Consider the following 21,676-nt stretch of genomic DNA (forward strand, 5'->3'; position numbering starts at 1 on the left):
CATCGACCCGCGCTCCCTGCCATGACCCATTGCCGATTCCGAGCCTTCGCCGCCGCGCTCGCCCTGGTGGCCGCCGCCCTGCCGGCCCATGCGCAACGCGCCACCGCGCCCGTCTATCGCGATGCCGCGGCGCCGATCGATGCCCGCGTGCGCGACCTGATGGGGCGTATGACCCTCGAAGACAAGTTCTGGCAGTTGTTCATGATTCCCGGGAACCGGGACGATGTCGCCGACGACTATTCGCATGGCATCTTCGGCTTGCAGATCTCCGAAGCGCCGGCCGGCGACACCGTGCCGCTCGCCGACGCGGCGCGCCGCCAGGCCGAGCGGATCAATGCCATCCAACGGTACTTCACGGACAGTACCAGGCTCGGAATCCCGATCATTCCGTTCGACGAGGCGGTGCACGGATTGGTGCGCGAAGGGGCTACGGTTTTTCCGCAGGCGATCGCCCTGGCGGCGACGTGGGACACGACGCTCATGGGGCGCGTGGCCGGTGCCATCGCGCAGGAGACGCGCAGCCGCGGCGTCCGCCAGGTGCTCTCGCCCGTGATCAACATCGCCAGCGATGTGCGGTGGGGCCGGGTCGAGGAGTCGTACGGCGAGGATCCGTATCTCACCTCGGCGATGGCGCGCAACTTCATCGAACCGTTCGAGCGCGCCGGCGTGATCGCGACTCCCAAACACTTCGTGGCCAACGTCGGGGAGGGCGGGCGGGACAGTTATCCGATCGATTGGGACGCCCGGGTACTGGACGAGTACTATCTGCCGCCGTTCAAGGCGGCGGTCACGCAGGCGCACGCTGGCGCCGTGATGACCGCGTACAACTCCGTGGACGGCATTCCCGCGACGCAGAACCGCGCGCTGCTCACCGGCCAACTCAAACGCGGTTGGGGATTCACGGGGTTCGTCATCTCGGATGCGGCGGCCACGGGCGGTCCGACGGTGCTGCAGCACACCGAAGCGAGCACGGCGACGGCCACCCGGGACGCGTTCAACGCCGGCCTCGACGTGGTATTCCAGTCATCGTATCAACAATACCGGCCGTATCTCGCGGCGTTTCAGCGCGGGCTGGTGCCGCGTGCCGTCGTCGATTCGTCGGTGGCGAGGGTGCTGCGTGCCAAGTTCCGGCTCGGCCTGTTCGACCATCCCTTCGTGGACCCCGACCGCGCCGCCGCGGAGAACGGCAGCGCCGCGCACCTTGCGCTGGCCCGGCAGGCGGCGCGCGAAGCGATCGTGCTGCTCAAGAACGACCGCGGGCTGCTGCCGTTGTCGCCGACTGTGGGCTCGGTGGCCGTGATCGGGGATGACGCGGTGGAGGCGCGGCTGGGTGGGTACAGCGGCCCAGGCCTCCGGCGGGTATCGATCCTGGATGCGCTCCGCGACCGGATGGGCAGCGCGCGTGTCCGCTACGCGCCCGGCCCGGGACGCTCGGCGGTCAAGTATGTGGTCGTGCCGGGCGCGCAACTCGCGAGCATCGAACACGGGCGCGGTGAGCCAGGCCTCCATGGAGAGTACTGGGACAACAACCGGTTCGACGGTCCGCCCCGGTTGGTGCGTACCGATCGCGACGTGGACTTTGGATGGACGCTCAACTCACCGGGGCCGGGCATCCCCTTCGACTGGTATTCCGCGCGCTGGACGGGCGCGATCACGGTACCCGCGGGTGGGGTGCACCGGCTCGGGGTCGAGGGCAACGACGGCTACCGGCTGTATCTCGACGGCACGTTGGTGGTGGACGACTGGAAGAAGCAGTCGTACGGCACGCACGTGGCCGACGTGAACCTGGCGCCCGGGAGCACGCACACCATCCGCCTCGAATACTTCGAGAGCACCGGCAACGCGCGGGTGAAGCTGGTCTGGGACGCCGGGGTGCCCGATGATTGGCGGGCGGAGATCGACAGTGCGGTGGCCGCTGCGCGCGCGAGCGACGTGGCCGTCGTGGCGGTCGGCATCGAGGAAGGCGAATTCCGCGACCGCGCACTGCTGGGCCTGCCGGGACATCAGGAACAACTCATAGGCGCGGTGGCCGCGACCGGCACGCCCACGGTGGTCGTGCTCATCGGCGGCAGCGCGATCACGATGTCGGGGTGGCTGGACCGGGTGGGCGCGGTGCTCGACGCGTGGTATCCGGGCGAACAGGGCGGACCGGCGGTGGCCGACGTGCTGTTCGGCGACGCGGACCCGGCCGGCCGGCTGCCGATCACCTTTCCCGTAGCCGAGGGGCAGCTCCCCCTGGTGTACGATCATCAGCCCACCGGCCGCGGCGACGATTACGTGGATCTCACCGGGCAACCGCTCTTTCCATTCGGGTTCGGACTGAGCTATACGACGTTCGACTATTCTGGGCTCGTGATCTCGCCCGACACCATCGGCACTGCCGGCACGGCCTTCGTGCGATGCACCGTGAAGAACACGGGCGCCCGCGCCGGAGACGAGGTGGTGCAGCTCTACATTCACGACGTGCTCGCGTCCGTCGGGCGGCCGGTCATGCAGCTCGAAGGATTCCGCCGGGTCCATCTCGAACCCGGCGATTCGGCGATGGTGACCTTCCGGCTCGACCGCGACAAGCTCCACCTGCTCAATACGGACCGGCGTTGGGTGGTCGAGCCCGGAGCGTTCCGCGTGATGGTGGGGGCCAGTTCCAAGGACATCCGGCTCCGCGGCACGCTCACCGTTCGCTGAGCGCCGGCCGCCGCCGCGGCTACGCGTCGCGCGCCGTGGCCGCTGACAGCGTCTCGAAGTTCTCGCTGGCCGCGGTCCAACGCGCGAGCGCGGCGTCCAGCGTCCGCTTTCGCGTCTCCAAACTGACCCCCAAGCGTCTGGCCTCCACCACTCCATCGGGCCGGGCATAGAGTCCGGGATCCTCGAGCGCCGTCGTAAGGGACTGCACCTCGGCCTCCACCCGCTCGACATCCGCCTCAGCGTCGCCGAGTTCGCGCTCGGCGGCGCGCAGGAGCTTGCGGGGATCGGGCCGATCGGATACGCCCGCTTGGTCCCGCTTGCCGGCCGTGACGCGCTTGCGCTCGTGCACCCGACGTAGCGCCTGATCCTCGGCCGCGCGTACCGAGGCGGCGTGTGCGCGTTCGGCGCTCACCCCCTCCCAGTCGGCGAATCCGTCGTTGAATTCGGTGATGTGCCGCTCATGCAGCACCCACACCTTGGTGGTCAACGCGCGCAGCAGTTCGCGGTCGTGGCTCACCAGGATCACCGTGCCGTCGTAGGCGTCGACGGCGTCTTCCAGCGCCTCGATCGATTCGACGTCGAGGTGGTTGGTGGGTTCATCCAGCACCATCAGATTGGCCCGGGAGAGCATGAGCATGGCGAGCGCCACGCGGGCGCGCTCGCCGCCCGACAGTGTGTCGACGCGGCGTTGCACCTCGTCACCCGAGAAGCCGAACCGTCCGAGGTGCCCCTGCACGAACCGTCGTTCCCAGGTGGGGCGCAGATCCTCGATCACGCCGTAGATGGTCTTATCGAGTGGCACCTGCGAGAGGTCCTGACGGTACCAGCCGGCGTCGATCGAATTGCCGATACGCAGCTCGCCGCCGGCCACCGGATGCTCCCCGAACAGCGCCCGGATGAGGGTCGTCTTGCCGGCCCCGTTGGGGCCGACAAGTCCCAGGACGTCGCCGCGCATGAGCGTACCGTTGAAGTGTTCCACGAGCACGCGGTCGCCCACCTTGACCGTGACGTCGGTAGCCTGCACCACGCGGTCGCCGCCCCGCTGGTGCACATCGAAGCGCAGCGCCATCGCGTCGTCGCCTTCCACCGGGGCACTCAGGCGCGGCAGTCGCTCGAGCCGCTTGCGTCGTCCCTTGGCCTGGCGCGTGTTCTGGCCGGCGAGGTTGCGCGCGATGTAGTCGCTCTCCTGAGCGATCACGCGCTGCTGCTGCTCGAAGGCGCGTTGCTGCGTGAGCCGGCGTTCTGCGCGCTGCTGCACGAAGGCGTTATAGCCGGCGGCATATGGCGTGGCCGATCCGCCCTCGAAGTGCAGGACGTGGTCCACGGTGCCGGCCAGGAAGGCACGGTCGTGGCTCACCAGCAGCACCGTCTTGTCGATGTCTTTGATGTATTGTTCGAGCCACTGCGTGGTCTCGAGATCCAGATGGTTGGTGGGTTCGTCGAGGAGCAACACCTGGGCGTTGCTCATTAATTGGCGGGCCAGCCCCAGCCGGCCGCGTTCGCCGCCGCTCAACACGCCGACGGGAGTCGTGCGCGCCTTCGCGGGGTCGAACCCGAGCCCATGGAGCACCGCGTCGATGCGCGACGTAACGGCGTATCCGCCTTCGTGCTCGAACCGTTCGAGGTCGCGGCCGTAACGATCCATGGCCGCCGGTGAGGAGTCGTGGGCGAGGGCGGCGGCCTGGTCCACCAGCGACCGCTCGAGGGTGAGGAGCTCGTGCAGCTCACCGGCCGCGGCCTCCCACACCGTGATCGCCTCGCCAAAGTCGCGATGCTGCTCGAGCAGCGATGCGCGCGTGCCGGGTTGCCGTGCGATCGCACCGCGGGTGGGCTCCATCTCGCCGGTGAGTAAGCGGAAGAGCGTTGTCTTGCCGGTGCCGTTGCGGCCGACGATGCCCCACCGGTCGCCGGCTCCCACGGTGAACGTGACGTCGGAGAACAGCATGGTGGCGCCGAAATCGACGCCCACGCCGGAGAAGGAGATGAGGGTCATCGGTTGGGATACCGTGCGGCGCGGCGGCCTGCCGCAGCGCCAGAAGTGCCCGCTACGTGAGTCATGTGGCTCACCCGGCCGAAGGCCGATTCCATTTGCGTCCCGTCTTGCAGACGTTGCGGACGGGGCATGCCTCGCACCGCGCCACGCGCGCCGTGCACACCAGCGCTCCGAGTTCCATCAGGGCCTGATTGTGCACCCAGGTCGCCCTACCGGTGCGGGGGAGCACCCGTTCGGCAATCAACCACAGGATGCTGAGATCGCGAGGCCGCTTGGGGTCGCGCTTGGGTGCGAACGCGCGGGTCAGCACCCGGGCGACGTTGGTGTCCACGGCAGCCGTCCGGCGCTCGAAGGCAAAGCTCGCCACGGCGCCGGCGGTGTACGCGCCGACGCCGGGCAGGGCGCGGAGCTCATCGGGATGGGCCGGCAGCACACCGTGGCCGTTCGCCGTGACGTGCTTGGCCAATGCGTGCAGATTGCGGGCCCGCGCGTAATAGCCGAGCCCCTCCCACGCCTCCCGGACGCGCCTCGGCGTCGCGCTGGCCAACTCGTGAACGGTCGGGAAGGAGGTGAGAAATCGAGGATAGAACTCGAGCACGCGTGACACCTGCGTTTGCTGGAGCATCAACTCCGACACGAGCACCTCGTACGCGTTGCGCGTGCGGCGCCACGGAAGGTCGCGATGGCTGCGGCGGTACCAGGCACGCAGCCGCCGCGAGAACTCGCGTGCCGCCATTACGTCCACGCGCGATGCGCGGGACCGGGCGGCGGACGTGGACTTCGCGGCGGTGGATGGTGACCGTGGCATCAGGAATAGGGGGCGTGCGGATTGCCGGGCCCCGAAACCTAATCCCGGAGGCGCTCGCAGGCGGCTACGAGACCTTGCGTGTCTTCCGCTTGAGGAAGTCCATCAGAATGAACTGCCCCAGGGTCAGCGTGGTGGTGAAGTAGGCCTTGCCGCGGCTGATCTCCGAGACGCGCTTCACGAACTCCACCAGGGCACGGTCGCGGGCCAGCATGAAGGTGTTGATCACGATCCCGCTCTGCCGGCATCGCGCCACCTCTTTGAGGGTCTCGGTGATCACCGTGAGGTCGAGGCCGAAGGCATTCTTGTAGATCTGCCCATCAGGCATCGTGAGCGCACTCGGCTTGCCGTCGGTGATCATGACGATCTGCCGCATGTCCTTCTTCTGTGCCAACAGCAGGCGCTGAGCCAACTTGAGTCCCTGGGCGGTGTTCGTGTGGTACGGCCCGACCTGCGCCGACGCGAGCGTCGCGATCGGGATCTCCTCGGCCGAGTCGTGGAACAGGACCACTTTGAGTGTGTCGCCTGGGAACTGCGTGCGGATGAGGTGGGTCAGGGCCAGCGCGACCTTCTTGGCCGGCGTGAACCGGTCCTCGCCATAGAGGATCATCGAGTGCGAGCAGTCCAGCATGAGCACCGTGGCGCACGACGAGCGGTACTCGGCCTGGCGGACCATGAGGTCGCCGTAGTCGAGGTCGATCGGCACCTCGAGCTTGCCCGTGCGGGCGAGGGCGTTCTTGAGCGTCTCGTTCACGTCCAGGTTGAGTACATCACCAAACTCATAAGGCTTGCTCCAGCCGTCGGACTCGATGCCGGTGGCGAGGTGTGGCGTCTCGTGGCTGCCGGCGCTCGACTTGCCGAGCGAGCCGAGCAGGCTACGGAGGGTCTTGTAGCCGAGGAAGTCGATGCCCTTCTCGGTGAGGTTGAACTGGACGTCGCGGGCTGCCGCCTGGGCGAGACTGCCAGGCCCCTCGACGGGTTGGTGGCCGCCCGGCATCTGAGGCGGGGCCTCGAGGTTCAGGAACCCTTCGTCGATCAGGCGCTGGACGAGTTCGTCGAGCAGCTTGGCGAGCTTGGCCTGTGCCGCCTCGTCTCCCTCGCCGCGTAGCGCTTCGAGCATCTCGGGGGTGAACTGTCCGCTCTCGATGAGCGCATTGAGGATCGCCTGGCGGAGGGCGTCGAGAGAGCGGTCGCGTTCTTCGTTGAACTCGAAGTTGCCCTGGAAGGGCAGGTTGTCGCCGGCAAATCCAGACTGCAGCAGGAAATCGGCGAGCTTGTCGAGCAGGGCCTGGAGGTCCACCTGGTCGGCGGCTTCAGGACTGAACTTGGTATACGTGTGGAATCGCATCCGCGGGCTCCTCTCTCCAACAATACCCGCGGCCGGGAAGGAGTGCCAAGCCGGGTCAGTATCCGAGGCGTGGTGGTGCGTGAATTCCGGGTCGGCCGGATCGTGGACGCTGCGGTCACGGTCGAGGTCAGGACTGCGGAAGCCATCTCAGCGCGAGCGTCCGCCGGCGGCTCGGTCCGAGCCGAGTCGGCGTATATTGGTTGGATGCCGACGGCGAATCCGTTTCGGGCCCTGGTCAAGCACCGGAACTTCCGGCTGTTCTGGTTCGGTCAGACGCTGTCGCTCGTCGGCACCTGGATGCAGACGATGGCACTGGGGTGGCTCGCCCTCCAACTCTCGAACAGCCCGTTCGTGGTGGGCCTCGTCGCTTCCGCCTCATCGTGGCCCATCGTCGGCTTCTCGCTGTTCACGGGCGTACTCGTGGACCGCAGCGACCGACTCAAGCTGGTGCAGGTGGGGCAGATCCTCTTTCTCGTGCAGGCCGTCGCGCTGTGGTGGATCTCGTGGTCGGGCGCAGCCACGGTCTGGTGGTTGGTCGTGCTGGCCTTCGCGAACGGCCTCATCAACGCCGTGGAGATCCCGGCGCGGCAGTCCCTGATGGTCGAGTTGGTTGGCCGTGAGGACTTGCGCGACGCCATCGCCCTCAATTCGAGCGGCTTCAACCTGGCGCGCATCGTGGGGCCGGCGCTCGGCGCCGCTGCGATCGCCCAGCTCGGCATCTCATGGTGCTTCGGGCTGAATGCGCTGAGCTACGTGGCCGTATTGATCGCGCTGTACATGATACGAATTCCAGAATGGCGGCCCGCAGCACCCGTGGCGTCACCGCTGGCCGGCGCGGTGGAAGGGGTGCGCTACCTGCGCGACACGAAGCCGGTGGCGGCGATGCTGAAGGTGGTGGCCGTGTACTCCGTGCTCGGGGTGCCGTACCTGACGCTCATGCCGGTCGTGGCGCGTGACCGGCTGCACATGGGCGCCGGCGGCTACGGCCTGCTGCTGGCCTGTGTCGGGGTCGGCGGCCTGGGCGGTGCGCTCTGGCTGGCCGCGGTCGGGGGCAACTTCGAGCGGGGCCGTCTCTGGGAGCACGGCACGCGGGCCTATGCGCTGCTCCTCGTGCTGTTCGGGCTCGTGTACACCCCGGCCATGGCGTACCCCGTGCTGTTCGTGGTGGGCTTCGCCATGATCGTGAGCGGTGCGCTGGCCAACTCGATCCTGCAATCGATCGTGCCCGACGACATGCGCGGGCGCCTCATGGCCGCCTACTCGTTCGTGGTCGTCGGTCTGTCGCAAGCGGTCGGCTCCCTGATCGCCGGCACGATCGCCGAACGCCTGGGCGACCAACTGGCCATTTCTGGCACCGCGGCCATCATTCTGGCGTATTGTATGTGGGCGTTCCGCAAGAGCCCGGAAATGAGAACCCTCTAAGCCCACCGTTCGCGGCCCGCCGAATGCCCGGCGTCGTGAGCCGTCGGCATTCATCCAAGAGCAGTCTGCTTGTATTCCACCTGCTTGTTCTGCAACTCGAACCTCGGCAGCAACGAAGTGATCGAGCATTTCCCGGTGGGCCGCCGCCTGGCGTTCGACGCCACCACCGGCCGCCTGTGGGTGGTGTGCCGCAAGTGCGAGCGCTGGAACCTGAGCCCGCTCGAGGAACGCTGGGAAGCGATCGAGGAGTGCGAGCGCGCGTTCCGTGACACGAAGCTGCGCGCCTCCACCGATAACATCGGGTTGGCGCGCGTGAGCGAAGGGCTGGAGTTGGTGCGCATCGGCCGGCCCGACCGGCCGGAGATGGCCGCGTGGCGCTACGGCGACCAGTTCGGGCACCGCCGGCGCCGGTACTACACGTACGCGGGCGTCGGCGTGGCAGCGGTGGCCGGCATCTATGTGGTGGGCCCGGCGCTCGGCCTCTACGCGATCGGCGGCGGTGCCTTCCTGGGACAGACGCCGCAACTGTTCGCGCAGATCTATCGGCGCGCCTTCGGCCGCGTGAAGGTGCCGATGCCGTGGATGGAGAAGCCGCTCGTGCTCGAGGCCGAGCAGGTGGCGAAGGTCAATCTGGTCGCCGACGACAACCCGTTGGGGTGGGCGCTGCGCGTGCCGGTGTCGCGCAAGAGGTTCGTGCTCCCCGACGAGCCGCGGCGGCTCGGCGATCCGCCTCTGCCGCGCCTCGAATACACGGAACGCGTGCCGCACGCGGCGACCGGGAAGCGCAAGACGAGCGCCCTGTTCGTGGGCGACGAAGCGATTCGCGTGGCTGGCAAGATCCTGCCCAAGATCAACATGAGCGGTGCGGGCAAGGACGACGTCCAGCGGGCCGTGAGGCTGATCGAGGACGACGCCAGCCCGCACCGGCTGTTCGGCACCCAGGCGCCGCGCGCGATTGCCGGCTCGGAAGCTCTGGCCGCCAAGGGACGGCGAATCAAGGAAATTCCCAAGCCGATGCGGTTGGCGCTGGAAATGACGCTGCACGAGGACACCGAGCGGCGCGCTCTGGAGGGCGAATTGGCGATGCTGGAAGCCGCGTGGAAGGAGGCCGACGAGATCGCCCGCATCTCGGACAACCTCCTGCTTCCCGATGAAGTGGAGGGCTGGCTCGCCCGCCTCAAACGGCGCCGGTAAGGCGCCGCGGACTAGCCGAACCGATCGCGCGCCAATTCGATCACGAGCCGCGCCGCCCCTTCGATGCCCAGCGTGCCCGTGTTGACGCACAGATCGTAGCTCTCCGCGGCCCGCCACTCGCGATGCCAGTGCTGGCGCACGTACCGCTCGCGCTGGCGGTTGGTCTCATCCACGAGGCGCAGGGCTTCCTCGTGCGACACGCCGCGGTCGGTCATCACGAATGCGGCGAGTGCTGCACGTGGCGCGTAACAGAAGACGTGCAAGGCGTCGGGACGGTTGGCCAGCAGGGACTGGGCGCCGCGCCCCACGAGCACGGCGTGCCCCTTCTGCACGGTTTCCTCGATCACCGCTTTGGTCACGGCCACGATCCGTTCTTCGGTGAGCGGAAGCGTGCCGTCCGCCACGGGCAGCATCTCCGGCACGCTCAGGGTGAGCGCCGCCGCCACCCGTTCGACCAGCGACGGCACGCGCTCCTCGCGGGCCGAGACCTCGGCCCGCGTGAGGCCGAGTCGCTCGGCGATCGCGTCGACGACCGCGTCGTCGAGCAGGTCCCACCCTAGCGTATCGGCCACCCGCTTGGCCACCTGGGAGCCTCCCGAGCCGAACATTCGCGAGATGGTGACGATGGCCATCCGGTCAGCGCCCGGCGAGCGAGCGTGTCCGCACCTCTTCGACGACGTCGAAGCCGAGGGCAGTCCACGCCGCGGCCGCGGCGTGGTCGGGCACGTTGTGCAGCCGCATCTCGGTGAGCCCGCGTTCGCCGCACCAGGCGTCGGCTCGGGCGAGCAACGCGCGCAGCACGCCGGCACGCCGGAAGGCGGGCCGCACGTACACCGACGACAGGTACGCAAACCGCTCCACCTCGAGGAGCGGCGAGGCGAGCGACTCGGAGCAGCGGAGGAGCCCCACCGCGATGCCGTCGATCTCGGCGATGAAGAACGCGTCGCGCTCCGAGGCGAGCTGTCGCGCGCACAGCTCGGCGGCGCGCGCCTCGGCTTCGGCGTGGAGCCGGCCGTACACGGGATGCGTTGCATACTCGCGCAACAGCGTCAGGCGGAGTGTGGCGACCGTGTCGACGTCCCCGGCCGTGGCTTCCCGCACGGAGAGCCCGGCGCCGATGGACGGCGCGACGGCGTGCTCGGCGTGGGAGGTGGTCATCGGGTCCGGCCTAGCCGAGTCCACCGCCGAAGAAGTCCTGATTGGGGCGGCGCCGCTGCTCGGGCACGGCGCGCGCATACCGCCCGCCGTCGCTCCGCGAGATACGCCGCCGCGCGACGAGTGCCTCGAGCACGAGTTCGCACGCCGCCACCGACTGGGCCGGGTCGTCGTCGGCCGCCAGCCCCGTGTGGTGCACGATGCGAACGAGATCCGGGACGACATCGAACCCCTGGAGCACGACGTCGGGTTTGGCGTCGTCGGTCACCAGCAGTGCCGCGCCTTCGTCGAACCACATGACGATCTCGTCCACATTCACGCCGCCGGCCCGCTTCTCGAACGTCTCGTCCGCCGCCTTCCGGATCAGTTCGCGCCCGATCGTGGCGGCGCCCACCAGCTCACCTTCGTATTCGAGTTCGAGTTTCCCCGTGATCGCGGGGAGCGCGGCGTACACGTCCGAAACGCGCGGCACGATCTCCGCCTCGCCGGTGGCCACGGCGCGCCGCTCGGCGTTGGAGACGACGTTCTCGAGCACGGAGATCGGCATGCGCTGCGAGACGCCGGAGCGCTTGTCCACGCGGCGGTCGGCGCGCGCTGCGAAGGCGACGCGTTCCACGAGCTCGGCGACGAAATCGGGAATGCGCACCGGCCGGTGGTCACGCGCCGTCCATGCCTCCTGCTCGGTGATCGTCATGCCGAGGGCCACCGTCTCGGGGTAGTGCGTGAGAATCTCGCTGCCGATGCGGTCCTTGAGGGGCGTGATGATCTTGCCGCGTGCCGTGTAGTCCTCGGGGTTGGCGGTGAAGCAGAGCTGTACGTCGAGGGCCAGCCGCACCGGGTAGCCCTTGATCTGCACGTCGCCTTCCTGCATCACGTTGAACAGGCCCACCTGCACCTTGCCGGCCAGGTCGGCCAGTTCGTTGAGCGCAAAGATGCCGCGGTTGGCGCGCGGCAGCATGCCGTAATGAATCGTCAGCTCGTCGGACAGCAGGTGTCCGCCACGCGCCGCCTTGATTGGATCGAGGTCCCCGATGAGGTCGGCGATCGTGACGTCGGGCGTGGCCAGCTTCTCCACGTAGCGATTCTCGCGTCCCACCCAGGCGATGGGCGTGTCGTCCCCCGCCTCGGTGATCAGCGTGCGGGCATATTTCGAGATCGGCGCGAACGGATTGTCGTTCACCTCGCTTCCGGCGACGATCGGCATGGCGTCGTCGAGCAGCGTGGTGAGCGCACGCAGAATGCGCGACTTGGCCTGTCCGCGGAGGCCGAGCAGGATGAAGTTGTGCCGGGACAGGATCGCATTGACGATCTGCGGCATCACCGTGTCTTCGTAGCCGAGCACGCCTTCGAAGAGCGGAACGTCGGTGCAGAGCCGCGCCAGGAGATTCTGACGCATCTCGTCCTTCACCGAGCGCAGCGCCCGTTCCGGCACGCCAGCGGGGGAGCGCTTGAGCGCGCCGAGGGTCTCAGGGAGCTTCGTCACGGGGAACTCCGGTGCATGAATCGGAATCAGCCACGCCGGGCAAAGGCGCGCAAGGGGCGGTCAGTCGGCCAACGCGACGTCCACGAGGTTGTCGTAGAACACCGGCCCGTGCCCCATGTCGGTCTCGCGTTGCGAGGTGGTTTGATTGGCGTTGGCGCCGTCCTCCGCGAGCTTCCCCCACCAGATGGAGGGCGCCCACACCACGCCCTCGCGGATGGTGTGCTCCACGCGGGCCACGGCGGTGAATGCGCCCCGGTCGTTGTGCACGGCCACGCGCATACCCGACGCGATGCCGCGGCGTTCGGCGTCGGCCGGGTGCAGTATGCACTCGGGCTCGCGAGCCCCACGGCGCAGCGCATCGACGTTGACGAATGTCGAATTGAGAAACTCGTGGGCCGGCGACGAGATGAGCACAAGCGGATACCGCTCGGCCAGCGCCGGGTCGCGTTCGGGGCTTTCGTAAGGCGGCGTGTACGCGGGCAGGGGGTCGAGCCCCATCTCCTTCATCCGGGCGGAATAGAACTCGCACTTGCCGCTCGGGGTGCGGAACCCACCGTCGGCGAACGGCAGGTACGGCCGTGGCACGTTGAGGCGCATCCATCCGCGCTCGAGTAGCGCGTCGAAGGTTACGCCGCGCAACTTGTCACTCGGCGTGTCGAGCGCCTGGCGCATCAGCGAGAGGTCGTCGTCGTGCAGCACGTCGTGTTCGAGGCCCATCCGGCGCGCGAGCATCCGGAAGATCTCGGTATTCGGCTTGCTCTCGCCGACTGGCGCGATCGCTGGTCTGTTGAGCGTTATGTAATGGTGGCCATAGGCCAGGTGCACGTCCCAGTGCTCGAGTTGCGTGGTGGCGGGGAGCACGTAGTCGGCCCAGTCGGCGGTGTCGGTCTGGAAATGCTCGAGGACGACGGTGAGCAGGTCGTCGCGGGCCAGGCCGCGGAGCACGGCGTTGCGATCGGGAGCCACCGCGGCGGGATTGGAATTGTATACCACGAGGGCCCGCACCGGTGGACCGCCCACGCCGGCGTCCGGTCGGGTGAGGGCATCGCCGAGGCGGATCATGTTGATGGTGCGCACCGGCGGCGAGAGGTCGGGGCGTTCGAGTGCCTGCTTGTTGAGTTCGAAATTGGCGCTCGTCGACAGTTGTACGCCGCCGCCGGCGCGCCGCCAGTGTCCGGTGACGGCGGGCAGACAGGCGATGGTCCGCACGGCCATCCCGCCGCCGGCATGCCGCTGCAGCCCGTAGTTCACGCGAATGAACGCCGCCCGGGCATGTCCGTACGCGTCGCCCAGGCGCTCGATCACCGGCGCGTCGACCCCGGTGATCGACGCCACGAGAGCGGGCGGATACTCCGCGACGCGCGCGCGCAATTCGGATTCACCGAGCGTGTGGCGGGCGAGATAGTCGGCGTCGTCGAGCCCACGCGCGAACAGCACGTGCATCATGCCGAGAGCCAGCGCGGCGTCGGTGCCCGGCCGAATGGCGATCCACTCGTCGCATTGCGCCGCGGTGCGCGTGCGGATGGGGTCGATCGCGACCACGCGCGCGCCTCGCTTACGTGCGCGCAGGATGAACGGCCAGAGGTGGGGGTTGGAGGTGAGCGTGTTGGTGCCCCACAACAAGACGAGGTCGCTCTCCGGGATGCCTTCTGCGTCGGCGCCAATGTTGGCACCGACGGTCATGCGCATGCCCATCGTGCCGGCCATGGCGCAGATGGTGCGGTCGAGTTTGGACGCGCCGAGCAGGTGGAAGAATCGGCGGTCCATGGACGAGCCCTGCAGCATGCCCATCGTGCCGGCGTAGGAATACGGCAAGATCGCCTGCGGGCCGTCGGTTGATCGCGCAATGGCGGAGAGCCGCGCCGCGATCTCGCCCAGCGCTTCGTCCCACGAAACTGGTTGGAACCGGCCGGCGCCCTTCGGCCCCACGCGGCGCAGCGGTTGGGTGAGGCGGTCCCGATGGTACGTCCGCTCGACGTAGCGATTCACTTTGGCGCAGAGAAATCCGTTCGTGAATGGATGCTCGGCGTCGCCGGCGACCCGCACCGCGCGTCCTTTCTCGACCGTGACGAGCATCGCGCACGTGTCGGGGCAATCATGCGGACAGGCGGCGCGCACGACCCCATCCTGGGTGAGCGGGGGAGCGGCGAACGATGCGGCAGGCGTGGGCATCTAGCGTTGGTGATGACGGGTCAACCGCAACCTAGGGCTGGTCGGGGGCCGCGCAATGCCGTTGTCGTACGTGTATCCGTCGAGGCGCGAAGACTTCTTTGTCCTGCCAACTCTTTTGTGGCCAGCAGGTTACGAACCTGCTCGAAAATTCCATGGGGGGAACATGCGCTCATCCCCTCCGCAACGGTCTGGGACCATCTGGAGGCGCGGACGAAACCATTGTGGCGCCGTCACTTGGGTGCGGGGTAGCGGACTTGACAGCGATTCTGGCGTCCGTAAGTTAAAGCCCGCAGAAGCATGAGCACCTCTTCCTCGCGTGCAGCGGTGCTACGCGCCTGTCGTTCACCCCCGATTCTCTCAGGAGATTTTCAATGAAGCGCTTGGCCCTTGTTGCCGCGGTGTTCGCGGTCGCTGCCTGTTCGTCGCAATCGAAACCCGCCGCCGACACTGCTGCCGCGGCGCCCGCCGCCGTGCCTGCGCCCGCTGATACGTCGGCGATGAGCATGGACACGACGAAGAAAGACTCCACGATGACGAAAACGACCACCACCACGACGACGACGACGGTGAAGAAGGATACCACGAAGAAGAAGGATAGCACGAAGAAGGGCTAATCGCCGTTCATTCTTGTTCTTGTATACGGGCGCGGCCGTGAGGCCGCGCCCGTATGCGTTCAGGCCCCGGCGGGATGCGCCTTCCACCAAGCGAACGCGTCGGCCACGCCGTCTTCGGGGCGCACGGGAGGCGCCCACCCCAATTCGCGCCGCGCCCGCTCCGACGTGAACGGGTTGTCGCGGGTCAGGAAGTCCACGGCTGTGGCGCCGCCGATGCGCACCCGGCCCAACGTCACGACCCGCGCGGTCCGTTTGGCTGCCCGCAGGCCGCCGCGCGCCAGCCAGAGCGGCACCGGGAGGAAATGCGGCGCGACCCCGAGGCCGCGCGCGCCGAACGCGAAGAATTCACGCACGGTCACCTCGAAGTCGTTGGCGAGATTGTACGCCCGGCCCCCCGCCGAGTCGCTCGTCGCCGCGCGAACGGCGCCGTCGGCCACCGCCGCCGCATGCACCACGGCAAGCGTCGACCGGCCCCCCGCCAACAGTGGCACAACGCCGAACCGCAGCAGCGGCGCCAGCCGCGGCACGAACTGGCGGTCGTACCGGCCGTAGATCACATCGGGCCGCACCGCCGTTGCCCAGATCCGTCCAGCACGGTGCGCCGCCATCACCAACGCCTCCGACTCCCGCTTGCTGCGCGCGTAATAGTTGCGCTCGTGTAACGGCATCAACGGCAGGTCCTCGCTCGTCTTGCCGCTCCGGTTCTCCCCCAGGTAACGCGTCTCCGATCCGTACACCGCCACACTGCTCACCTGCATCAGTCGCGCTGCAGAGCCGGCCGCCGCCGAAATCGCGTTGCGTGTGCCGTCCACGTTCACACGGCGGTACGACTCCCATCCGCGGGTCATGATCTCCGCGGCGGCGTGGAACAGCACGTCGCACCCCGCCGCGGCGGTCGCGAACGCCTGCGCATCGAGTACGTCGCCACGAGCGAGTTCAACCCCCGTCTCGGCCAGCGGCTGCGCCCGTTGCGGTTCACGCACCAGCGCCCGCACCGTCCATCCGTCGGCGAGCAGCCGCTCGGCGATGTGGCGCCCCACCATTCCCGTGGCGCCGGTGACCAGCGCGCGCACTACGCGGGCGGGAAGGGAAGCGCGCACACCTCCACGCGTCCCTCGCCACCGTCCCATCGCGTCGTGAGGGTCGCGCCGAGTTCCACTTCGCGCCGCACCATTCCCAGGGCGATTGAGCCCAGCCGCGGGGACTTCACCGATGTGCGCACGTCCCCGACGTCGCTGCCCGCCGGGTCGACGAGCGTGGCGCCCGGTGGTGGGGCCGCGGTTTCAGGCGCCCGCAGGCCGCGCAGATGCCGGTTCACATGGCCTTTGAAGTGCACGCGCGCCACGACTTCCTGTCCCACGTAGCAACCTTTGGTGTAGCTGATCGCCTGCAGCTCGTCGAAGTTCGCTTCCTGCGTCAGCGTGGTGTCGTCCATGTCGAGGCCCCACTCGGGACGTCCGGCCTCGACGCGCGCGACCTCCCACGCCGAGAGCCCACAGGGTTCGGCACCGGCGCGCGTCGCGCGCCCCCACAGGGCATCGAATGCATCGGTCGGTGCGAACAGTTCGAACCCGTCCACCAGCAGTTCGGGTGTCCGCGCGATCATCATCACGGCCCCGTCCACCTCCACCTGGACGTGGGCGTATGCGGGGAGCAAGGTGAGCGCGCTGCTGTTCACCCCTGTCATCGTCTCGATCACGTGGCGTGCCGTGGGGCCGAACACCCCAAGAGCGCGCGTGGTTGCCGACTCGTCGACATGGGGCGCCACGCGCGGGTTCACATACTTCTTGAGCATGGTGCGCCATCCGTCCGCCGCGCGCGCGCCCGTGTCGGTGAGCACGCTCTTGTCCTGGACGAAGATCCGCACGTCGGCAATGATCTTGCCCTTGGGCGACAGCGCGGCGGCGTACTGCCCCTGGCCGGGCGGGAGGGCGAGCGTGTCGTTGGTCACCAGGCCGGCGATCATCTCCGCCGCCTTGGGGCCGTTGACGCGGACGCGCGCCCGATGGCTGCGGTCGACCACACCAGCCCGCTGCGTGAGAGCGGCGTATTCGGCGTCCACGTTGCTATACGTGAGCACCACCGGCTGGCCGAGGATGGTCTGCAATGCCGGGTGGGCGGGCGTGATCGTGCCGGCGATGGTCTCCCTGGTCATGCGGCCTCGTGCGCCCAGCGCTCGAGTTCGGACAGCACATCGTGTCCCGCGTCGGCCAGCGAGGGGACGAGCCCGTCCGCTTCCACCGCCTGATGGGCCGGCAGGTCGCCCACCGCCAGGCAGCGCACGCCAGCGGCGCGCGCGGCGAGAATGCCGGGCTTCGCGTCCTCCAGTGCCAGCACGCGTTCGCGTGACAACGGACGGCGGCTCTGTAAGCGCGCGAGCGCGCGCGCATAACTTTCCGGGGCGGGCTTGTTGTCGACCACGTCGTCGGCGCACACGATCACCTCGAATGCATCGTGCATGCCCGAGAGCCCCAGCACGAGATCCACCGCGGCCCGGCCGGCCCGCGTCACGAGCGCCAACCTCGACCTGGCGTGGGCGATCGTGACCAACACGCGCACCCCTTCACGCAGCGTGACGCCACGGCTCATGCGCTCCGTGAAGTAACGGTCGGCGCGCAGGCCGATGAGGTCGATCGCCGTGGCGTCACGCGCCAGGCCGAACAGCGAGATCGCCATGGCCGCGGCGTCCCTCGGCGGGAGGCCGAGCAGTGCGTCGGACGCGTTCGACGGGAGCGCCACGACGCTGTCGTCCGCCAACGCCCGGGCCAGCGCATCGAACCGCGCCGCGCGCGTTTCGACCACCACACCTTCCAACTCCAGCATCAGCGCATCGAGCATGCGAATATGTAATATGGAAGGCGGGTTCGTCGCCACCGAGGAATGGGCGCGTGCGGCCTCCTAGCCACGCGGCGCCGGCCCGCGGTCGGCCGCGTACGCCGCGTCGAGCAGATCTATCGGATGCACGGTCCGGCAGGGCACGCCCCCGCGCTGCAACCCGGCGCCGATCTGCATCAGGCAGCCGGGATTCCCGGTCGCCACCCACTGGGCCCCGGACGCACGGATGTCACTGATCTTCGACGCCAGCACGAGGTTCGACACCACCGGTTGGACCAGGCCGTAGATGCCGGCGCCGCCACAGCACTGATCGGCGTCTGCCAACGGCGCGGATTCGAGTCCCCCGATCGCCGCGAGCACGCGCAACGGCGGGAGGGCGACCCGTTGCGCATGGAGCAGATGGCAGGCGGCGTCATAGGCCACGCGCATCGCCGCACCCTGCGCCGGCACCGGTCCCGCGTCGGCCAGCAATTCGCTCACGTCGCGCACCCGCGCGGCCACAGCGGCCGCGCGCTCGGCCCACACGGGGTCATGGGCCAACAAGTGGCCGTATTCCTTGCACATGGCGCCGCACCCGGCCGAGTTCACGGCAATGAAATCCGCGCCTGAACGTTCGAACGCCGCCACGTTGACGCGCGCTAGCGCTCTTGCGCTTTCGAGATCGCCGGCGTGCGCATGCAGAGCGCCGCAGCATCGCTGGCCGGGCGCCGCCGCCGTGGCGTATCCGTTCACGCCGAGCACGCGCGCCGTGGCGCGGTTGGTCCCGGCATACAGTCCCTCCATCACGCAGCCATCGAGCAAGGACACCCGGCCGCGCTCACCCGCCTCCGGCGCGTCGTACGGCCAACGGGCCAGTGGCACGCGCGTGGTGTCGAGCATGGCAAAGGCGAACCCGATGCGTCCCGGGAGACGCGCGAGCGCCGCAGCGATGCGGCTATCGCGCAGCATCCGTCCCAAGGCCATGGCGGGGCGCAGCAATGCCGGCCGCGAGAAGACGCCGAGAATGATTCTCACGACAAGCGGTTGCGGATGCCGCGCCGTCATCGTGGCGCGCGTCGCTTCGAGCAGCTGCCCGTATGGCACTCCCGACGGGCATGCCGTCTCGCAGGCCCGGCACCCGAGGCAGCGATCAATATGCGTTCGCACGGCCTGATCATCGGGTGACAGGGTACCCTCGAACATCGACCGCATGAGCACCACGCGGCCCCGTGGGCTGTCGTTCTCGTCCTCGAGCGTGAGATAGGTGGGGCAGCTCTGCAGGCAGAAGCCGCAGTGCACGCAGGCGTCGAGACCGGCGCGCGCCTCCGCCAGAGGGCTGCCGGGCAGCGCGCAGGCCGTCGCGCCGCTGGCCGTCATTCGGAGGCTCCCAGGATGCCGGGATTGAGGATGCCGCGGGGGTCGAACGCCGTACGCACCCCGCGCGAGAGCCGGTCCATTGCCCGCGAGGGCAGCACCGACCAGGCCCGAGCGGGAAGCGTCTCGCCAATGCGCACACCGTCGAACGGTTGCGTGAGGGCGCGGAGGAGCCGCTCTGGCGATCCCGGCTCGGCTGCGTCGGTCGGCACGGCGTAGCGCACCGCGCCGCGCAGCGGGCTCCCGTGCATCCACGCGCCGGCGAAAGGCGCAATGGACTCGCGGCCTTCGATCCAGGTGTGTGCGAAGCGCGACGGACGGTACGACAGGCGCCAGGTCGCGGCGGCCCCGGCGCCGGCGGCGCGTAGCCTGGTCCACAGCGCGTCGTCCGCCGGGGCGAACGCGCCGGCCTCGAGCCCCGCCAACGCATCGCGTTGCGCGCGCATGGACTCCGCGTTGCCACCGATGTGCACGGCGAGCACGGGCCGCTCCGGGAGGCCGATCCGCGCCGCCAATACCCCACTCAGCAACTCGCAGGCGAGCGGGGCTGTGACCAGCCCGCGCAGCCCGGAGGTGAGCCGCTCGAGGATGGGCGCGTCTTCATCCACAGCGAGCGCCAACGTCTGCTGCTCGGCCGGGAGCGCGCGCAGGCGCACCGTGACCTCGGTGATGACGCCGAGCGTGCCCCAGGCGCCGGTGGACAGTCGTACGAGATCGAACCCGGCGACGTTCTTCACGACACGTCCGCCGCCGCGGACCACGTCGCCGGCGCCGGTCACGAACTCGAGGCCGAGCAGATGGTCGCGCGGCGTGCCGAAGCCGGTGGCGTGCGGTCCATGGGATGCCGTGGCTACTGTGGCCCCAATGCTTCCCTCGTCGCTGCCCAGCGGGTCGAGCGCCAGCCACTGTCCCTGGTCGCGGGCCGCGCGTGCGATCTCGGCCAGCGTGGTGCCGGCGCGCGCCGTGAGCGTGAAGTCTCCCGGGACGTAGTCGACGATGCCCGAGTACCCGTCGAGCGGCAGCGTGGCGTCGGCCTGCACCGGCCGGTTGGCGGCGAGCCAGTGTCCGCGGCCGATGACGCGGAGCCGCGTGCCGTGCGCGGCTGCGTCGCGTATGCGCTCGGCGATCTCGGCGGTGGTCGTCGTCACGGAGCCCGGCGGGCCGAAGCCGCCATGTGCCATTCCCGGCAACTATGCACGGGCACGACCTTGCCGGGGTTGCTGCGTCGTTCGGGATCGAACACGTCGCGCAGGTCGCACATGGCGCGGAGCGATTGGGCCGAGAAGATGCGGTCCATGTAGGGGAGCTTGTCCACGCCCACGCCGTGCTCGCCGGTGATGGTGCCGCCAGCGGCGATACATGTCTCCATGATGTCGCGCATGGCCCCGTGCACGCGGGCTGTCGCGTCGGGGTCGTTGGCATCGTAGGCGATGTTGGGGTGCACGTTGCCGTCGCCGGCATGAAACACGTTGCAGACCGTCACGCGCCAGTGCGCGGCGATTTCCTGAATCCGCGACAGCACTTGGGGCAGCTTGGTGCGCGGCACCACGGCGTCCTGCACCACGAGGTGCGGCGAGAGCCGGCCCATGGCGCCGAATGCTTTCTTGCGTCCTTGCCAGAGACGGGCGCGCTCGGCTTCGTCGCGCGCCACCCGAACGGCCCGTGCGCCCTCGGCGCGGCACATGGCGTCCACGGCGGCCACATCTTGTTCGAGCCCGGCCAGTGCGCCGTCGAGCTCGATCAGCAACACGGCCGCTGCGTCCACCGGATAGCCGGCGGCATAGATGGAGGCCTCGACCATCCGAATGGTGGGCGCGTCGAGCATCTCGAGCGCCGCCGGCACGATGCCGCTCGCGACGATGGCCGACACGGTGCGCGCCGCCGCGTCGAGCGTGGTGAAATCGGCGAGCAGCGTGCGGATGGCCTGTGGCTCCGGGGTGAGCCGCACCGTGATGTCGAGGGCGATGCCAAAGCAACCCTCGGATCCGACGAACGCGCCCACCAGATCGTAGCCCTCGGCCTCGCCGTCGGCGCGGCCCAGTGGCAGGATCTCGCCGTCGGGGAGCAGCACCGTGAGCGCCACGACGTGGTTGGTCGTGACGCCGTATTTCAGGCAGTGCGGGCCGCCGGCATTCTCGGCCACATTGCCGCCGATCGTGCATGCGGCCTGACTGGACGGGTCGGGGGCATAGTATAAGCCGTATGGTTTGGCGGCGCGGGACAGGGCGACGTTGACCACGCCCGGCTCGACCACGGCCAACCGGTTCTCAGGGTCCATCGACAGGATGCGCGTGAGCCGGTTGAGACCGAGCAGCACGACGCCGTCGGCGAGTGCGCCGCCGGAGAGTCCGGTGCCCGCGCCGCGCGGCACGAACGGCACGTGCGCGGCAGCCAGGGCGCGCACCACGGCCACGGCCTCGTCACGCGTGCCCGGAAAGACGGCGCAGGCCGGCCGCGCGTGATAGGACGGCAGGCCGTCCGACCCGTACGCGACGAGTTCGCTGTCGCGGGACAGCACTCGACGCTTGCCCACGATGCCAGCTAGCCGGGCGACGAGCGCGGCGTCGACGTGGCCGTGGCCGGGGTCAGCGGTGGCGGTCATCGGCACGACAGGGCG

At 69.0% G+C, this 21,676-nt stretch carries 17 protein-coding genes; 4 read left to right on the forward strand and 13 right to left on the reverse strand.

Annotated features, from left to right (window positions below):
* Positions 1 to 21 precede the first annotated feature (21 nt).
* Positions 22 to 2,685, forward strand: coding sequence for a glycoside hydrolase family 3 N-terminal domain-containing protein (locus VNF92_10670; protein HVA58344.1), 2,664 nt, complete (start codon positions 22 to 24; stop codon positions 2,683 to 2,685).
* Between the two features lie 19 nt (positions 2,686 to 2,704).
* Here VNF92_10670 and VNF92_10675 read toward each other — a convergent pair whose 3' ends face one another.
* From VNF92_10675 to VNF92_10685, 3 genes are all read right to left on the reverse strand, one after another.
* On the reverse strand, positions 2,705 to 4,678 hold the full coding sequence (locus VNF92_10675; GenBank protein ID HVA58345.1) for an ABC-F family ATP-binding cassette domain-containing protein: 1,974 nt from the start codon (positions 4,676 to 4,678) through the stop codon (positions 2,705 to 2,707).
* 70 nt (positions 4,679 to 4,748) lie between these two features.
* Entirely contained in the window at positions 4,749 to 5,414 is a 666-nt protein-coding gene (locus VNF92_10680) for a hypothetical protein (GenBank protein HVA58346.1), read from the reverse strand.
* A 136-nt stretch (positions 5,415 to 5,550) separates the two neighbouring features.
* The gene (locus tag VNF92_10685) at positions 5,551 to 6,831 is read right to left on the reverse strand and encodes a VWA domain-containing protein (GenBank protein ID HVA58347.1); all 1,281 of its coding nucleotides are present in this window, start codon (positions 6,829 to 6,831) and stop codon (positions 5,551 to 5,553) included.
* A 204-nt stretch (positions 6,832 to 7,035) separates the two neighbouring features.
* Here VNF92_10685 and VNF92_10690 point away from each other — a divergent pair, with 204 nt between their 5' ends.
* Positions 7,036 to 8,253: an MFS transporter gene (locus tag VNF92_10690; GenBank protein ID HVA58348.1), complete on the forward strand. Its 1,218-nt coding sequence runs from the start codon at positions 7,036 to 7,038 to the stop codon at positions 8,251 to 8,253.
* An 84-nt stretch (positions 8,254 to 8,337) separates the two neighbouring features.
* A complete protein-coding gene (locus VNF92_10695) occupies positions 8,338 to 9,447 on the forward strand; it encodes a hypothetical protein (GenBank protein ID HVA58349.1) in 1,110 nt (369 codons plus the stop codon).
* Between the two features lie 11 nt (positions 9,448 to 9,458).
* Here VNF92_10695 and VNF92_10700 read toward each other — a convergent pair whose 3' ends face one another.
* From VNF92_10700 to VNF92_10715, 4 genes are read right to left on the reverse strand one after another with little or no spacing between them, the layout of a single operon-like run.
* Positions 9,459 to 10,079 carry a cytidylate kinase-like family protein gene (locus tag VNF92_10700; GenBank protein HVA58350.1) on the reverse strand — a complete coding sequence of 207 codons (621 nt, stop codon included), beginning with the start codon at positions 10,077 to 10,079 and terminating at the stop codon, positions 9,459 to 9,461.
* A gap of 4 nt (positions 10,080 to 10,083) precedes the next feature.
* A complete protein-coding gene (locus tag VNF92_10705; GenBank protein HVA58351.1) occupies positions 10,084 to 10,605 on the reverse strand; it encodes a GNAT family N-acetyltransferase in 522 nt (173 codons plus the stop codon).
* Positions 10,606 to 10,615: 10 nt separating this feature from the next.
* Positions 10,616 to 12,085, reverse strand: a complete 1,470-nt coding sequence (locus tag VNF92_10710; protein HVA58352.1) for a sigma 54-interacting transcriptional regulator — start codon at positions 12,083 to 12,085, stop codon at positions 10,616 to 10,618.
* 60 nt (positions 12,086 to 12,145) lie between these two features.
* Entirely contained in the window at positions 12,146 to 14,257 is a 2,112-nt protein-coding gene (locus VNF92_10715) for a molybdopterin oxidoreductase family protein (protein HVA58353.1), read from the reverse strand.
* 371 nt (positions 14,258 to 14,628) lie between these two features.
* Here VNF92_10715 and VNF92_10720 point away from each other — a divergent pair, with 371 nt between their 5' ends.
* Positions 14,629 to 14,871 (forward strand): hypothetical protein, encoded by a 243-nt coding sequence (locus tag VNF92_10720; protein HVA58354.1) that lies wholly within the window; start codon positions 14,629 to 14,631, stop codon positions 14,869 to 14,871.
* Between the two features lie 59 nt (positions 14,872 to 14,930).
* On the opposite strand, the gene VNF92_10725 is transcribed toward VNF92_10720, so the two are convergent.
* The 6 genes from VNF92_10725 to VNF92_10750 are packed head-to-tail and all read right to left on the reverse strand — an operon-like array spanning position 14,931 to position 21,661.
* On the reverse strand, positions 14,931 to 15,971 hold the full coding sequence (locus VNF92_10725) for an NAD-dependent epimerase/dehydratase family protein (GenBank protein ID HVA58355.1): 1,041 nt from the start codon (positions 15,969 to 15,971) through the stop codon (positions 14,931 to 14,933).
* Positions 15,944 to 17,026: a glycine cleavage T C-terminal barrel domain-containing protein gene (locus tag VNF92_10730; GenBank protein ID HVA58356.1), complete on the reverse strand. Its 1,083-nt coding sequence runs from the start codon at positions 17,024 to 17,026 to the stop codon at positions 15,944 to 15,946. Before VNF92_10730 ends, VNF92_10725 begins: the two co-directional genes overlap by 28 nt.
* The gene (locus VNF92_10735; protein ID HVA58357.1) at positions 17,023 to 17,709 is read right to left on the reverse strand and encodes an HAD-IA family hydrolase; all 687 of its coding nucleotides are present in this window, start codon (positions 17,707 to 17,709) and stop codon (positions 17,023 to 17,025) included. The genes VNF92_10730 and VNF92_10735 overlap by 4 nt, the downstream gene beginning before the upstream one ends.
* 60 nt (positions 17,710 to 17,769) lie before the next feature.
* Positions 17,770 to 19,062 carry a heterodisulfide reductase-related iron-sulfur binding cluster gene (locus VNF92_10740; GenBank protein HVA58358.1) on the reverse strand — a complete coding sequence of 431 codons (1,293 nt, stop codon included), beginning with the start codon at positions 19,060 to 19,062 and terminating at the stop codon, positions 17,770 to 17,772.
* Positions 19,059 to 20,207, reverse strand: coding sequence for an FAD-binding oxidoreductase (locus VNF92_10745; GenBank protein HVA58359.1), 1,149 nt, complete (start codon positions 20,205 to 20,207; stop codon positions 19,059 to 19,061). Before VNF92_10745 ends, VNF92_10740 begins: the two co-directional genes overlap by 4 nt.
* Positions 20,204 to 21,661, reverse strand: a complete 1,458-nt coding sequence (locus VNF92_10750) for an FAD-linked oxidase C-terminal domain-containing protein (protein ID HVA58360.1) — start codon at positions 21,659 to 21,661, stop codon at positions 20,204 to 20,206. The genes VNF92_10745 and VNF92_10750 overlap by 4 nt, the downstream gene beginning before the upstream one ends.
* Positions 21,662 to 21,676 lie beyond the last annotated feature (15 nt).

This window comes from Gemmatimonadaceae bacterium (genome assembly GCA_035533015.1).
In the GTDB taxonomy this organism is placed as follows: domain Bacteria; phylum Gemmatimonadota; class Gemmatimonadetes; order Gemmatimonadales; family Gemmatimonadaceae; genus JAGWRI01.